Origin of the sequence: Paenibacillus sp. FSL K6-1330, assembly GCF_037976825.1 — a bacterium.
Lineage (GTDB): Bacteria > Bacillota > Bacilli > Paenibacillales > Paenibacillaceae > Paenibacillus_AQ.
Genome location: NZ_CP150269.1, coordinates 1385472 through 1400526 on the forward strand (window position 1 = coordinate 1385472; position 15055 = coordinate 1400526).

Annotated in this window: 9 protein-coding genes; 8 read left to right on the forward strand and 1 reads right to left on the reverse strand. The window is 50.0% G+C overall.

Annotation, left to right across the window (positions count from 1 at the left end; translation table 11 throughout):
* Positions 1-264 precede the first annotated feature (264 nt).
* From NYE54_RS06050 to NYE54_RS06070, 5 genes are all read left to right on the forward strand, one after another.
* Positions 265-3609, forward strand: a complete 3345-nt coding sequence (locus NYE54_RS06050) for an S-layer homology domain-containing protein (RefSeq protein ID WP_339270792.1) — start codon at positions 265-267, stop codon at positions 3607-3609.
* Positions 3610-3951: 342 nt separating this feature from the next.
* The gene (locus NYE54_RS06055) at positions 3952-5856 is read left to right on the forward strand and encodes a bacterio-opsin activator (protein WP_339270794.1); all 1905 of its coding nucleotides are present in this window, start codon (positions 3952-3954) and stop codon (positions 5854-5856) included.
* A 321-nt stretch (positions 5857-6177) separates the two neighbouring features.
* Positions 6178-7239, forward strand: a complete 1062-nt coding sequence (locus tag NYE54_RS06060; RefSeq protein ID WP_339270796.1) for a WXG100 family type VII secretion target — start codon at positions 6178-6180, stop codon at positions 7237-7239.
* Position 7240: 1 nt separating this feature from the next.
* Positions 7241-7672, forward strand: coding sequence for a hypothetical protein (locus NYE54_RS06065; RefSeq protein WP_339270798.1), 432 nt, complete (start codon positions 7241-7243; stop codon positions 7670-7672).
* Between the two features lie 183 nt (positions 7673-7855).
* Entirely contained in the window at positions 7856-8392 is a 537-nt protein-coding gene (locus NYE54_RS06070; protein WP_339270800.1) for a hypothetical protein, read from the forward strand.
* Positions 8393-9021: 629 nt separating this feature from the next.
* Here NYE54_RS06070 and NYE54_RS06075 read toward each other — a convergent pair.
* Complete coding sequence (locus tag NYE54_RS06075) at positions 9022-10716, reverse strand: PucR family transcriptional regulator ligand-binding domain-containing protein (RefSeq protein ID WP_339270802.1); 1695 nt, start codon at positions 10714-10716, stop codon at positions 9022-9024.
* 452 nt (positions 10717-11168) lie between these two features.
* Here NYE54_RS06075 and NYE54_RS06080 point away from each other — a divergent pair, with 452 nt between their 5' ends.
* Genes NYE54_RS06080 through NYE54_RS06090 form a run of 3 tightly spaced genes read left to right on the forward strand, consistent with a single transcriptional unit; the run spans position 11169 to position 14979 of the window.
* The gene (locus NYE54_RS06080) at positions 11169-11999 is read left to right on the forward strand and encodes a DUF2877 domain-containing protein (protein WP_339270804.1); all 831 of its coding nucleotides are present in this window, start codon (positions 11169-11171) and stop codon (positions 11997-11999) included.
* A 3-nt stretch (positions 12000-12002) separates the two neighbouring features.
* Positions 12003-13547: an acyl-CoA synthetase FdrA gene (gene fdrA, locus NYE54_RS06085; RefSeq protein ID WP_339270806.1), complete on the forward strand. Its 1545-nt coding sequence runs from the start codon at positions 12003-12005 to the stop codon at positions 13545-13547.
* A gap of 1 nt (position 13548) precedes the next feature.
* Positions 13549-14979 carry a DUF1116 domain-containing protein gene (locus NYE54_RS06090; RefSeq protein ID WP_339270808.1) on the forward strand — a complete coding sequence of 477 codons (1431 nt, stop codon included), beginning with the start codon at positions 13549-13551 and terminating at the stop codon, positions 14977-14979.
* Positions 14980-15055: the final 76 nt, after the last annotated feature.

Genomic DNA, 15055 nt, shown 5'->3' on the forward strand with positions numbered 1-15055 from the left:
ACAAATTTGTTTGATGGATGTTGCGGAATCATCGTAAAAGCAATGGAACCTCAAGCAACATCTTAGCCGAGCGAAAACTCAGGGCCGCTCCCTGTATTCGCTCGGTTTTTCTGTTATAACATGCTCCTTGAACTTGAAACAAAAATGAGACAGTTCTTGTTCAACAGTTGGTTTACACTTAATTAAGATGTTGAAATTTATCAGATCACGTCGTGTTTCTATGACTCATCGATGATTGTACTGATGCAAAGGAGAAACCTATATATGAAAAAAATGTCTATCATGCTGGCAGTAACGCTCATTTTTTCGATGGTGCTTGCTCCCTTGGCTTCCGCTCTGCCCGGGGTCGGGGCTGGTAATGCCTCGATCCCGTCCGAAGCGGACGGTTGGGTATGGGTCGGGACAGCAGAAGAACTGGCTTATATTAATCGGAATCAAGCATCTTACCTGGATCGGAATATCCGATTGACCGGCGACATCGATATGACCGGGTACGATTGGTTGCCTATAGCCGATGAAGCGACCGTCTTCAGCGGTATTTTCGACGGAAGTGGACACCGGATCGAAGGTCTCACCATCGATGGAGGAGCTCTACAGTATGTCGGCTTTTTCGGCCGCGTATCGGGGACCATCCGTAATCTAAGCATTTCCGCACAAGTCAACGGCGGCAGTTATGCCGGCGGATTGGTGGGCCATCTGATGGGCGGCAGCATCATCAACTCGCATTCACAGGGCACGGTTACAAGCGGTAATACGGGTACTGGGGGCGTGAGCGTAGCAGGCGGGTTGGTCGGGACGGCCTATGGCGATTCGACCATTCTTCGCTCCTCTTCATCCGCTGCCGTTAAGAGCGGCGATGCCTCCAATCAGTATGCGGGCGGCCTGGTTGGAGCTCAGGGAGCAGGCAGTATCAATGAATCGTATGCCACCGGAAGGATCACGAATACGGCGGGCGATCACTTTTTTTTTGGCGGCGGGTTGGCCGGACAATTGATATACGGAACGATCGCCAATAGCTATTCTTCGACTGCCGTCATGCAGTCCGGAAGCGTCACCTATTACACAGTTGGCGGCTTTATCGGAATCTTGACGTATGCCTCCATCAACGCCTCGTATTACGATAACACGGTATCGGTCCAAACCACTGGCGTGGGAGTTGGGGAAAACTTAGGCCCGCCTCAACTCACAGGCCTTACGACCAACGACATGAAGGCAGCCTCCAATTATGGCGGTTGGGATTTCGCGAACACGTGGGCCGTCGATGCTGGCGTCAATGGGGGTTATCCTTATTTGCGCCCGGGCATCTTGACAACCGATCTTCAGCGGGCAGTCAAGGACGTTCCCTATTCGATTGCGATTGATGCTTTCGATGGCGCAAGAGGAGGACTGGTTTGGAGTGCCTCCGGACTTCCCAATGGCCTATCGATGACTGCTTATGGGACGATCGAAGGCAGCGCTACGGTGAGCGGTACGTTCCCGGTTACGGTTTCAGCGACCGATGCAGGCCGGAACATCGCCAGCGCTGTGTTGACCCTGAACGTGGATCAACCTGCACCGGACATCGGCGGGCTTGCTATTAGTCCAGGCAGCGCGAACGGCTCGACGAGCGTGACGGCGGTTCCGGGCGACCCGGGACATACGTTTGCTTATCTGCTCGAGAAGGATGCCGGTGTTCGTCCTCTGGTGGGTGATGCGCTGCCTGCTGAAGCGACCTCGTACTTGCTAGGCACGGACATTTTGGATCTAGTCCCGGGTCAATATCTTCAGGTATTTGAGCTGGATGCACAGGAGCGCATCCATGCATGGAGCAGCGTACAGGTAGAAGGGGCCCATATTCGAGACCAGGTCCGCGTGACGGGAGTGACGCTGGATCAGACGGAGCTGACCCTTACAGCTGGAGGTGCTTCGCAGAAGCTGACAGCCGTCGTTACGCCGGTGAATGCGACGAACCAGACGGTATCCTGGGACTCCAGCGATCCAGCCGTCGCCGAGGTGGATCAGAGCGGTGAGGTGACGCCGATCGCGGAAGGTACGGCGGTCGTTACGGTGACAACCGCCGACGGAGGGTTCACGGCCACCGCAGCAGTGACGGTACAATCGGCTCCAGCAGATACGGGGACGGTGATCGGCGCAGTCTACGGTACAGGGAATACACCTCTGGCCGGTGCGGCGGTATCGGTGGGCGGAATGAAGGATATGACCGACGCCGAGGGGAGATTTGCCCTGAATAACGTAGCGGCAGGCCGCCATGCACTCACGGTGACAGCAGCGACGTATAACGATTATGAAACAACCGTAAATGTTTTAGCTGGGGAGACGGTCGATGTAGGACGCATCGATCTGAGAACTGTCTATACCCCTAAACCGGAATCTCCATCCTATAGCTGGGTTCCTCCTGTTCCTACCCCTATCCCTACACCGGACCCAAGGACTGTCGTAACGATCAACGGCAAACAAGTTCGGGTAATCGCCAAAAAAGAGCAGGAGCATGACGGACGCACCGTTCTAAGACTGATTCCAGGCTCCGAGTTGGTTCAGTCATGGGCCGCTGACGGGGACGACATCGTCATCGACATCGACAATGAGGATCCGGTGGTGAAGGTTGATCTTCCGGTTGAAGCACTGCAGGTTCTCCTTGCGGTGAAGCCGAATGCAGCCATTCGAATTGGGGTAATCGGGGCAAGCTACCGCGTTCCGCTGCACGTGCTAAGTGACCTTCCGAACCGAGCGACCGTAACGGTTGTTATTGCGAAAATGACGGATTCCGCAAGCCGCGAGCTGGATGAGGAATTGACCCGTCAAGGGTATGACATGTTGGCGGAACCGACGAGCTTTGAGCTATACAGCGACGGCAATATAAGAATCGAAGCGGAAGGCACGTATTTGGAGCGGGCATTCTCAATAAACGCTGCGGCAGAACCCGGCCGTTCCACCGTCGTGTGGGTGGATGACGCAGGGAAGCCGAGCTTCGTGCCTTCCGTTTTTGAAGGGGAGACAGCGACTTTTTATGGCGCATATAACGGCGTGTTCACCGCGGTTCGGTCTAACCGAACCTTCGAGGATATCCAGGGACATTGGGCGCAAAGCGACATCGAGCGGATGGCGAACAAGCTGATCGTGAACGGATCGGTTGACGGCACGTTTGATACTAACCGTACGGTGACCCGCGCCGAGTTTGTCGCGATGCTCGTGCGTTCGCTCGGACTCGCTGAGAAGCCGCAGCTTTCTGCTTATTCGGACGTGTGGCCGAAAGAAGTTTGGTATGCCGGTGCGGTTGGAGCCGCATCCGCTGCCGGCTTGATTGAAGGCTACGCCGACGGTTCGTTCCGACCGGACGCTAGGGTCACGAGAGAGCAGGTGGTGGTTATGCTGGGCAGAGCCGTCTTATATGCCGGCGAGCTTCCGTCGCAGGATGTCTCCGCGTTGGAACGTTTCGCGGATCATGCCCAGGTATCCGAGTGGGCTAAGGGACCGGCTGCCGAGCTGCTGGCCGCGGGCATGATCGAAGGCGTCGGCAATGCTGCGTTCGCACCGCAGGCGTTTGCCACGCGGGCCCAAAGCACCGTTCTCTTAAACCGAATGCTGCTCTACTTGAATTTCATGAACTAATTGCAGTTGAATAGCTGACGCGCACATTCCAACCGAGAATGTGCGCGTTTTTTTTCGTTTATTCCGTTATGGAGCCTATTCGTAGACTCGAAACATAGTATAGTATAAAAAAATAGCAGGTTTACTAGTTGTAAGATTCAACGGGCGAGAAGCGGATGGAGTGAGGATGTAACGGATGGAGAGGATTTCAAGACATCGCATTATCGGTTTGGATCGGGAAATGAAGAGTTTTGGCTGACGGATTCCCGGGCGCAGACATCCATTTTTTTAATATCAGGGATTGGCGGTATTGGCAAAACAACGCTGTTGCTTCAGATGGCCCGCACGGCAAGGCAGTCCTCGGTGCGTTCTCTTTGGCTGGAAGGGCAAGGGGGCCTAACGACGTCGGGCGCTTTTCTGGCGAGTCTGGAGATGAGTCTTGCAACTGAATACGGCAGAACCAGGGATCCGGAATCCGCGCTGCTGCCATACATCGTTAACGAGCTTCAGCTGCAGCGTACCGTGTTGTTCATAGACAATGGTGAAGAGATCGCACAGCTGGAAGGGTGGCTGTTCTCCAGATTTCTTCCCGAGCTGAAGTCCGCCCGCGTGTTGATCGTTTGTGCCTCACGCAATGGATTGCCGCTCAAGTGGCAGACGAATCCGGAATGGAAATCCCAATTGCATAGGTTCCCTTTGCGGCTGTTTACGCGAGAAGAGGTCTACGATTATTTAGGCGGCAGCGGCTTGGGTGTGGAAATGCAAAGGGGTATTGCCGAGAAGACGGAAGGCCATCCGTTGTCGCTTGCTTTGACCGTGGATCTGCTGCTTTCCGAATCTGCGGAACAGTGGAATGTATGGCGAGAGGTTCCGGCTGTATTGAGCGCCGAATTTTTGCGGGAAGCGGCTTCTCCCGGCGTGTACCGTGCGCTGACGGTTTTGTCGCTTCTGCCTGCAGCCGACGAGAAGCTGCTGAACCGGTTGTTGGACGCACCCTTGGAAGGGGCAGACTATTACCAGTTGAGGGGACTTTCGTTTGTACGGGATACGGTGGATGGAATATCGCTGCACCAGGTCGTCGCTCGAATGTTGCGGGATGATTTCGCGCGCAGAAATCCCGCACAATTCGAAGCGGTTCGCCATCAGGCGTTCGTTCTGCTGGCAGAACGATTCCATTCGGTCGATCAACGGATGCAGATGCGCCTGAGCGCCCACATCTTGGAGCTGTACCGCGAATTTCTACCCTCTGCCCATGCGTATGCCAATTTCGCATCTAGCCTAAAGCCCGGCGAACAGAAACCGTTCGGGCAGGAGGATCTGCCGTATTTGCAGCGTTTTTTGAAGGCCTCTATTCTCGGTTCCGACTGGCAGTCCGAACTGGTTGAACCTGCCGATTGTCCGGTTGTGTTGGAGGAGATTGCAGCTCATTTTCCTGAAGGAATCTTTATCGTGCGGGACGAAAAAGGGATGCCGCTGGCTTTTTGCGCAGGCGTATGGCTGCATGCCTTGAGTTTGCCATTGTTGGAACGATATGCGCCTGGGTGCAGAGGGATGTTGGGAGAAGAGGTTTCTTCGCTGCATCGGCTTCCTCCGGAGGCAGCCGATACGATATTTGTGCTGTTATCCGCGGTGAATTCCGAACAGTCCTTGTATCGTCCCGCGGAGCTGGGCGCTTTGCTGATGCAGCAATGGCTGGTTCACATGACTGGCGGCCTGCGGGGGATTTTGGCGGCGGGGGATCCGCAGTTGAATTCCTTATTGTCGATCCTGGGATTCAAAGCGTACGGGAAAGCGACGGGATATGCGGGCATCGAATTGACGACATGGGAGCTGGATTTTAGGCAAACGACCTTTGATCAGTGGATTCAGCGGATCATACGGCAAACGGAGACAGCAGCAGGTCAACCGACATATCAACGGGAAGATGAGGTTCCTCCGGCCATTGATAGAAGCGAAATGAAGCTAATACTGGATGGACTGTTCGACCCGGACAAGCTGGAGGAACTCCCTGTCAAGCGGCGGTTGGGTTGGAGCGGGGCGCAGGTGAGAACCATAATCCAAGAGATTCTGGCCGACCCACGTTCGAGGGAACCTTTGACGCTATTGGAGAAGGAAATTCTAATCGCAAGTTATCTGCGTAAGGACAGGAACAAAAACCAGCTCGCAGCATCCTTCCATATGAGCAGAGCCACCTTTTACCGCCATACGCGTTTAGCAGAAAAGCATCTGGCTTTTGTGCTAAGCGATTTGGTGAGGTCAGGGTTCTGAGCACACTAGATAAGATATAGGATCAAATAGCCCGTTTATGTGAGCTCCTGCATAGGATTCCCAGCGGAAAAACGCATCTCTGTAGGAGGTGCGTTTCTTGTGATCTGTTTGATTAGAGATACACTATAATGTCAACCAAGGCTGTCACTATACTAGAGACAATAGAGCATATTGGGGCTTCTGAACCATATTAGAACATGAAAGGCCCCAATCCTCCAGCTTGTAAACTCCAATGCCTTTGATATGAAGGACTCTGGAACCTTTTCCATATCCTAGAAGATAGGTACAATAAGGTCCAATGAAATATTGGAGAGGATGCAAATGCCTAGAATACTCGTTCCGCCCGAGGTATTGATTCGGGTATCGGAGGAAGCCGCCAGGGCAGCGGAAGAGCTGGAAACGACCAAGAATCGGCTGGACCAGCAGATTACGTATATGATGTCTTCGTGGGAAGGAACGACCCGTTCGCGGTTTTTTGAAGATTTTCAGCACGCCCACGGCGAAATGAATAAAACGATTGAACATCTGCGGATCATCGGCCAGGAGTTGAAAACCATTGCCTTTCGGTTTATTTCAGCCGATATGCATGAAGATCTCATGCTCGCGGCAGCTGCAGCGAGCGCTGCTAATGAACCCAAAACGTTCTGGGACCATGCGGGGGACTTCTGGCAGGGGCTGCAGACCGGTGCCAAGACCGTGGCCAATTCGGTAAAGGATACGGCGACCTCCTTAGTAGAAGATCCGCTTGACACCGCTAAGGATATGGCCTATAACATGACCATCGGGGCAGTCGAAGAGGTCGTCGACACGGCGGTTTGGGGAGGCAAAATGATCTTTGATGCCGACACCCAGGAGAAATTCGCCGCAGACGTCGAGGCGTCGGGCGGTGCGTTCAATTTTGCCGGACAGCAAGCAGCCATGACGATCGCCGGCTTGGTCGGACGCCGGTTTGGCGTGAAGACTCACCCACACCTGAAGCATGATTCGGGTGGGGATGGGGGGAAGGTTGGAGGGCAGCCGAAGTCTGTGTTTGAGAATGGTCGAGCGTCAATTGAAACATTCAAGTCAAATCCAAAAGTTTTCAGTGGTAAATCAGCCGAAGAAATTTCAAAGATGTTAGAAGATGAAGGATACCAAGTTTCGGTTCAGGCTTCTAAAAAATCAAGATCAGGTGCAAAAATAATTAATATTCACAACACTGGAAGCGAGAAAAATATAACGCAAATGCAGGTTTCACCTGGTGGAGGAAGGCACGGGGATAGTCCATACGTTAAAATAAGCACGAGTGATCAAGGAATTATTAAAATTGTCGATGGTTCTGAGAATGTGTATAAAACTGACGGTGCAGAAACTGCAACTATTATCTTTACAGGGAGGGAATAGAGTGATAGACAATGATTCACCAATTATACCATGGGTTGGACTTGGCGGAATTAAACTTTATAGTCATGTAAGTCAATTTTACGATTTAATTGATAAGCTGGATGAAAAGTCATCGTTGTTAGTGAAATTCTTTGTAAGATATGAAATTAAAGATTCTGTAGATTTGTGGTTCAATTTATTGAATGGAAAGCTCTTTAAGATAACTGCGTCTAAAGGATACAATGGATTATTATTTGATAGAATTCATATCGGCATGCATATTGATGAGGTGCTTCAAATAGAGCCAAGTTTTGAATACGATGATTTTGAAGAAGTCTATGTAAGCCCCAAAGGGGTGTTTATTGAAACTGACCCTATTGAGCAAACAGTATTGTGGATATCGGTATATGTTAAAGAACTAGATGATGATGATTTTGAAAGGGGAAATTGGTGATTAAAAATCTTCTGTGTTCGTTCTATTCATGAGATCGAGTCTGAGACTAAGAACTTTTGATGAACTTTGAAGGCTTATTCCAACTTGAAAATGAGTTAGGGACAAGCTTTTTTTATGTATAATACCTATAACAATCTAAGATATGTATAGACTAAGTGATTTATTGGATTAGGGGTACCGGACATGTTTACTATTTCCTTTAAAGCATATGATAATTTTGATGATATTAAACAAATGTCTGCTAAACAATTTGACCAGACAAAACAAGATATAGAAGGAATCATTGAACTAAATTTTAATGGCAATAAATACGGATTGTTCTTCGATGATTGTCCTTTTGGCGAGGAAAGGCTTGTTCGATGGTTTGTTGACTTATTAACGATTGCAAAAAAAATAAAAGAGCATAATTATGTTGCGTATCGAATTCCAGATAGTTCAAACCTATGGCTTGAATTTATTTTGCAGGGAAAAGAGCTAAGTGTAAGCCTAGTAGAGGATGTTGATCGACAATCAATAATAGATCTATTTATTTATAAACCATACAAGGAATTTACGTATTCACAATGGAAGGGAAGTATAATCAACACAGTTTCTTTTGTGGAGGAGGTAATAATAAATTCAAGCAAGCTGCTAAATTTTATAGCTGTAATGAATCCTCAACTATTAAATAGCGAGAATATTCAACTATTAGAAAATAAAGTGCGTGAGCTAAGCTTATAATGATTTTTTTCTAGATCATCCCATTACAACTTACTAAACTACTGATCATTGATTAAAGGCTTGTTCTAACTTAAAAATGGTTAGGAATAAAGCCTTTTGGCACGTGCAATCTATGGAAGTATTTTTTATCTTGTTTGATCAATGTGGGGAAAGTTGTAAAATTTATGGCCGTTCCCCTCCATACCTGAATAGAGTAGAAGTTAAGCAAGTCAACCTTAAAATGGAAATGGACAATGGATTTGAAAGGGAAATTTCATAAAGTGAATGTTGAGATAAAACAGTCCTCATTATGGATGATTCAATTGCTAATGATACGCATATCCCTTTTACTCCATAATATTGAATAAGGTGAAAAAATTGAATATAGAAGAACTAAAGGCAGCACTCTCTGGATCGAATACTGAGGGCGAATATAGGGAAGTCGTAAGATAGCAGCTAAAAAAACGAGAAGCTAGAGCGCAAATAACATTACCAACTTAAGCAGCCAATCATATAACCTCCCTAATACCTCCGCCAGAGCACAACTAAAGAGAAGCCTTTCCCTAACCAATACTACCCCTCAAAAAAAGACGTGACATTGAACTGACCGCTCCCCAGCGATCCTTCCATTCACGTCTCTTTACCGTAGACTACCCTTTATTCAGCAGCCGATAAAGCGTGAGCGCCAATTGAATCTGGAATAACTCGTCTGCGTTTTTTAAGTTGGAATTCAGCAGCTCTTTGATTTTGTCGATGCGATAGATAAAGGTGTTGCGGTGGATGAACATCGCCTTGGCCGCTTCCGTTACGTTCTGGTTGTGCATGAAATAGTATTCCAGCGTGGAGATGAAACTGGTGTTGAACGTTTGATCATGGTGATGGATGACGCCAAGCGTGTTGTGGAAGAACTCTTCCATCTCGGCAGGCTTGATATTGGAATCGAGAAAATGATAGACGGCATAATCCTCAAAATGGGAGATGATCCGAATGTCTTTGAATCGCTGCATCAATCGCATCGCTTCCTGGGCCTCGAAGAAGCTTCGATGAAGCGAGGAGAACGCCTTATACTGACTGCCAATACCGATTAGAAACTGCGTTTTCTTCATTTCTCGGGTCAATAGCTCGACCAGCTCAAGGGCGAAAGCTTTTGTTTCGTTGACGGTAACCGGCGGTTTATTCTCATTCTTCCCGACTAATATGATGATCTGCTGACTTCGGTAGTAACACGTAAGCTCCCCGTTCGCTTTACTGGACAAGCCGTGGATCAGGTTGACGCATTTCTTCACCATATGCTCCAGTTCGTATTTTCGGTACACGATATCCTTATAGCTTTCCAGAAGGGTCGGTTCGATATGAACGACCATGCAGTAATAGGTATAGTTGATATTCAGCCCGTGTAGATCCGACTGCGAGTGCAGCGTCTCGGTCGAGGTGATGCTGCCGGACAGCAGGTCGTCAAAGAAATCGTGTCGGATTTTGAGCTTGACTTCCTCCAGCTCTTTCGCCTTCATGCGATCGAGAGCCAGAATGGTAGAGCCGTGCTCTAACGCTAAATTATCCATTGCCGTTAGCTTGCGAACGGTTTGGAAGACGACAATGTATCCGTACACATGGCTGGACACCGAGATCGGCATGATGCGGCATTTGAAGGTTTGATGCTTGTGGTCGTAGTCGCGCTGGATCGATTTCTTGATTTCGCTTACGTATGTCGGGATCGCCTCGGTAAACTCGGACGGGAAGATGGGCCTGTTCTTCTGGACCGACAAGAACTCATGCAGCTGCGTCTTATTATCCGGATGGTCTGTATAGCAGAGCAAATTCCAATCCCGATCAAGAATCAGGATCGGATTATGGACGATGTCGGCTAGCTCCGCCGAAATTTGTTCGATGCCGCCCCCTTCCAGCGGAATTTTGAACAGCGCATTATGCAGGTCGAGCGATCTGCGATTCAGCGCGTCATAATCGGCATTGGTCTTCTCATTAATGATCGCGATCACCTTGGAGAGCGTGTATTCAAAAGGGAGCTCCAGTAGCGGAAGCCCATACTTGTTCGCCAGATCAATCATGTTTTGCGGAATTCGGTCAAAATAGCGTTTCATTTTGATACACAGTCCCGCGCAATTGTTCGCGGCCAATTCATGAATGACCCGATTCTGCAGCTCCTCGCTATCTTTAAAAATATATCCGGTGGATAAGAGCAGCTCATTCGAAGCAAGCCAATCGAATACATCCGGATTTTCAATAATATTCACAATGGATATTTGGTGATCAATTCCTGCCGCACCTGCAACGAGTTTAATGCCTTCGATCGCTTTGATCTGAAGGATGTCCCTGATAGTTAGCATTCTTAACACACACCTTTGTTTTTGTTCTTCATTGTGCAATGTGCACAGCGAATACGCTAAGTTTTTAGTTTCGCTGTACAATGACCGGAGCGTAGCCCTGGATTACAATAAGGGTGTCAGGAGCGGTTTGTAACTTCAACTGTGATATAATTCACAAAACATCCTTTTGGCTGTGGAAAGTCATTCACCTGTTATACGTTCGACGTTTATATACCGGCTGAATTTGAATTCAGTATAGCATCTTAGGTCATTTATCCACAACTAAGGCATGGCCGATCCAAGGTGAATGAGGCCTTCAAAGGGATAGCCTGACAAAAGACAGCGTTTGTCCATTTGTAAGCTAAGGAGGCGATATAACGGGAAGCTGCGGGAATAGAACCAGTACAGAAGCGGTTTGTGTTGTAAGCGCCGCCATCTCTTGCGATGCGGGGTTCCTTCAACAAATAAGAAGCTTGAAATTCCATGGGACGGTACACAGCATCTTTGATCGAACGGTGAACCTGAGGTGCCGGACGAACGGTGAACTATATACACTTGCCACTGACAACGTGGACAACGCTCCGAATACGCTGGTCACGGACATCGCGAGTTTTTCCAAACGGGGGCTGACGATTGGAGATCAGTTCTACGCGGAGGGAGATCGGTTATGCGTAGGGAAGAATGCAGCCATTATGCTTCAGCAAGTCCATGTATGGCGGAGTAAGCTCCCACCCTATCCGGAAGACGAAGAAGTCTTAAGAAACCATGTAGCTGCAGCGCAGTCATGGATTGAAGCTCACGGCAAGGCCGGCGGGATGAAGCGAGCGGCTGAGACCGGAAATCCTTTTGATCAGGAAATGGAGAGATTGCTGAGGGAACGCTCGACGGGACTTCTTGAAGCGCTGTCCAAAGGTGAAGTGAGTCTTGCATCTCATTATGCAATTCAACTAATCGGCTTGGGTCCGGGTCTGACTCCGTCGGGCGACGATTTCTTGGTAGGATTGTTTGCCGTTATGAATCTAACGAATGGTCCGCTGTTCAAGATCCGCCACGTGTGCGAGCAAGTTGTGGCGGCATCGGCTGATAGGAGCAATCCCATTAGCTATATGGCTTTAATGAAAGCCGCAAGCGGCCAGGTAAGGGAATCCATAGGTGATTTCATGAACCATATGATCCATGGCAGTAAGACTGAAGTTATATCTAGCTTATCCAGGGTACTTGATATCGGTTCTACATCAGGAACGGATATCGCGCTCGGGCTGGTGAATGGCTTGAAGCTTAGCATAGAAAGCAATGGGAGGTAAAGCATGTCGACTAAAGTTGTGATTAAAAAGAATACGTACTTTGATTCCGTCTCACTGATGTCACTGTCAACCAAAGCGAATCAATTAGACGGCGTAGAACAGGCATTTATCGCAATGGGAACGCAGATGAACAAGGAAGTACTGGCCAATGTCGGTCTCATGACCCCGGAACTGGAGGAAGCCAAGGGAAGCGATTTGATGATCGTCATTAAAGCGGTCTCTGAGGAGTTCGTGGAAAGCGCTTACGAAGGTGTCGAAGCCTTATTTAACAGCAAGGGAAGCGAGGCAGGAAACAGTGAGCTTACGTTCCCGACAATCGACTCAGCCGCAAGAAATCTTCCTTCGGCCAAGCTGGCCGTCATTTCTGTAAACGGACTGTTCGCAGCCAGAGAAGCCAGAAAGGCACTGGAGAATGATCTCCACGTCATGCTGTTCAGCGATAATGTGAGCGTGGAAGAGGAGATTGAGCTTAAGAACATGGCGCATGAGCGTGGTTTGCTCATGATGGGACCGGACTGCGGTACGGCCATCATCGGAGGCGTGGGGCTGTGCTTTGCGAATAACGTGCGTCCAGGAAGCATTGGGATCGTAGGCGCATCCGGCACGGGAAGCCAGGAGGTCAGCGTTCGGGTTCATGATTTTGGCGGCGGGATCTCCCAGCTGATCGGCACGGGCGGACGGGATTTAAGCGAACGGGTTGGCGGCATTATGATGCTGGACGGCATGAGGGCGCTTAACCAAGACGAAGCGACCAAGGTCATCGTACTGATCTCGAAGCCGCCTGCAAAGAGCGTGGAGGAGAAGGTGCTTGCCGAGATCAAGAACATGAGTAAGCCTGTCGTGGTGTGTTTTATCGGCGGAACGGAGGAAGCAGTGGTGAACGCCGGCGGTCATTTTGCCAAAACGACGAAAGAAGCGGCGCTGAAAGCCGTTATCCTGTCGGGCGTCGACGAGAGCACCATTGATAAGCACCCGCTGAATCTGCCTCTCATCGAGGAGATCAAGGCCAAGCTAAAGCCGGAGCAAAAATACATCCGTGGATTGTTCTGCGGCGGAACACTGTGCGACGAAGCCATGTACCTGGCGATGGAGCAATACGAGGATGTATACAGCAATATTCCAAAGGATCCGAAGTATCGCCTGCAGGATATCCATGTGAGCCAGGGCCACACGTTTATCGATTTTGGGGATGACGAGTTCACCAACGGCAAGCCTCACCCGATGATCGATCCTTCTTCCCGGATTGCCAGATTCAAGCAGGAGGCTAAAGATCCGTCGGTTGGCGTTATCGTAATGGATTTCGTTCTTGGATACGGAGCGCACGAGGATCCGGTCGGGGTCATGCTCCCGGCGATCGTGGAGGCCAAGCAGGCGGCCGAACAAGAAGGAAGACATCTGGAGATTATCGGCTATGTACTGGGAACGGATCTCGATACGCCGTCTGTAGAAGAGCAGTTAAATAAACTGGTATCTGCCGGAGTTACTTATGCCAGCAGCAGTACGAACACGGGGCTTCTCGCCAGAGGCTTCGTCGAGAAAGGAGTATGACATGAGCAGAATCAACGAGCTATTTAACAGCGAGCTTCACGTAATCAATGTGGGTCTTGAAATGTTTAAAGATGATATTTTGAAGCAAAAAGGGAAGGTTTCCCACCTGGAGTGGAAACCGCCCGGCGGCGGCAAGCCTGAAGTGATCGCACTGCTGGACAAGCTGGATCAGCCGGACATTCAGGAGAAAATCGAAGCGGCGAACAAGCTGGCCGTAGAGCGGATCATCAACTCCCAGCCGGTATTGATCGGTTTCGATCAGGCGATCAATGTCGTGCCGGGCATGACCAAGAAGACGATCCTGCACGCAGGTCCGCCTATTACGTGGGAGCGAATGAGCGGTCCGATGAAGGGTGCGGTCACGGGCGCACTGGTCTTCGAAGGCTTGGCCAGCAATCTGGATGAAGCGGCGGAACTTGCGGCATCGGGTGAAATCACGTTCTCGCCATGCCATGAGCATAACTGCGTAGGCTCGATGGCGGGGGTAACTTCAGCCTCCATGTTCATGCACATCGTGGAGAACCGGACATACGGCAATATCGCATACACGAACCTGAGCGAGCAGCTGTCCAAAATACTGCGGATGGGTGCTAATGACGAAACGGTCATCGCCCGTCTGAACTGGATGAGAGACGTGCTGGGCCCGATGCTTCGGGATGCCATGAAGTTCTCCGAGAATGGCATTGACCTTCGCCTCATGCTGTCGCAGGCGCTTCATATGGGAGATGAATGCCATAACCGCAACAATGCCGGCACGACGCTGTTAATCCAAGCATTAACGCCGCTGATTCTGCGGACCGACTTCCCTACGGAGCAGCAAATCGAGGTTTTTGATTTTGTGGCAAGCAGCGATTACTTCTCCGGCCCGACCTGGATGGCGCTCTGTAAATGCGCGCTGGATGCGGCGCATGGGATTGAATACAGCACTATCGTGACCACCATGGCCCGCAACGGCGTCGAATTCGGCATTCGCGTCAGCGGCATGCCAGGCAACACCTGGTTCACCGGACCGGCGCAAAAGGTGGTTGGACCCATGTTCGCAGGGTATAAGCCGGAGGATTCGGGCCTTGATATCGGCGATAGCGCGATTACGGAAACCTACGGAATCGGCGGATTTGCGATGGCAACCGCTCCGGCGATTGTGGCGCTTGTCGGCGGAACCGTGGATGAAGCCATGAATTATTCGGTCAAGATGAAGGAGATTACGACCACGGAAAATCCGAACGTTACCATTCCTTTATTGAACTTCAGCGGCATTCCAACGGGCATAGATATTCGTAAAGTGGCCCAAACCGGCATCATGCCGGTGATCAACACGGCCATCGCGCATAAAGACCCGGGAATCGGAATGATTGGAGCGGGTATCACGCATCCTCCGGTGGATTGTTTTGAACAGGCGTTACTAGCTCTTAGCCAGCGCATTCAGTCATAGAATGGTGGCCCTTCAGGCATGCCTTAATGCCTGAAGGGTACCTGATGCTAGTTCTATAAGTGTAATGATCTAAGGA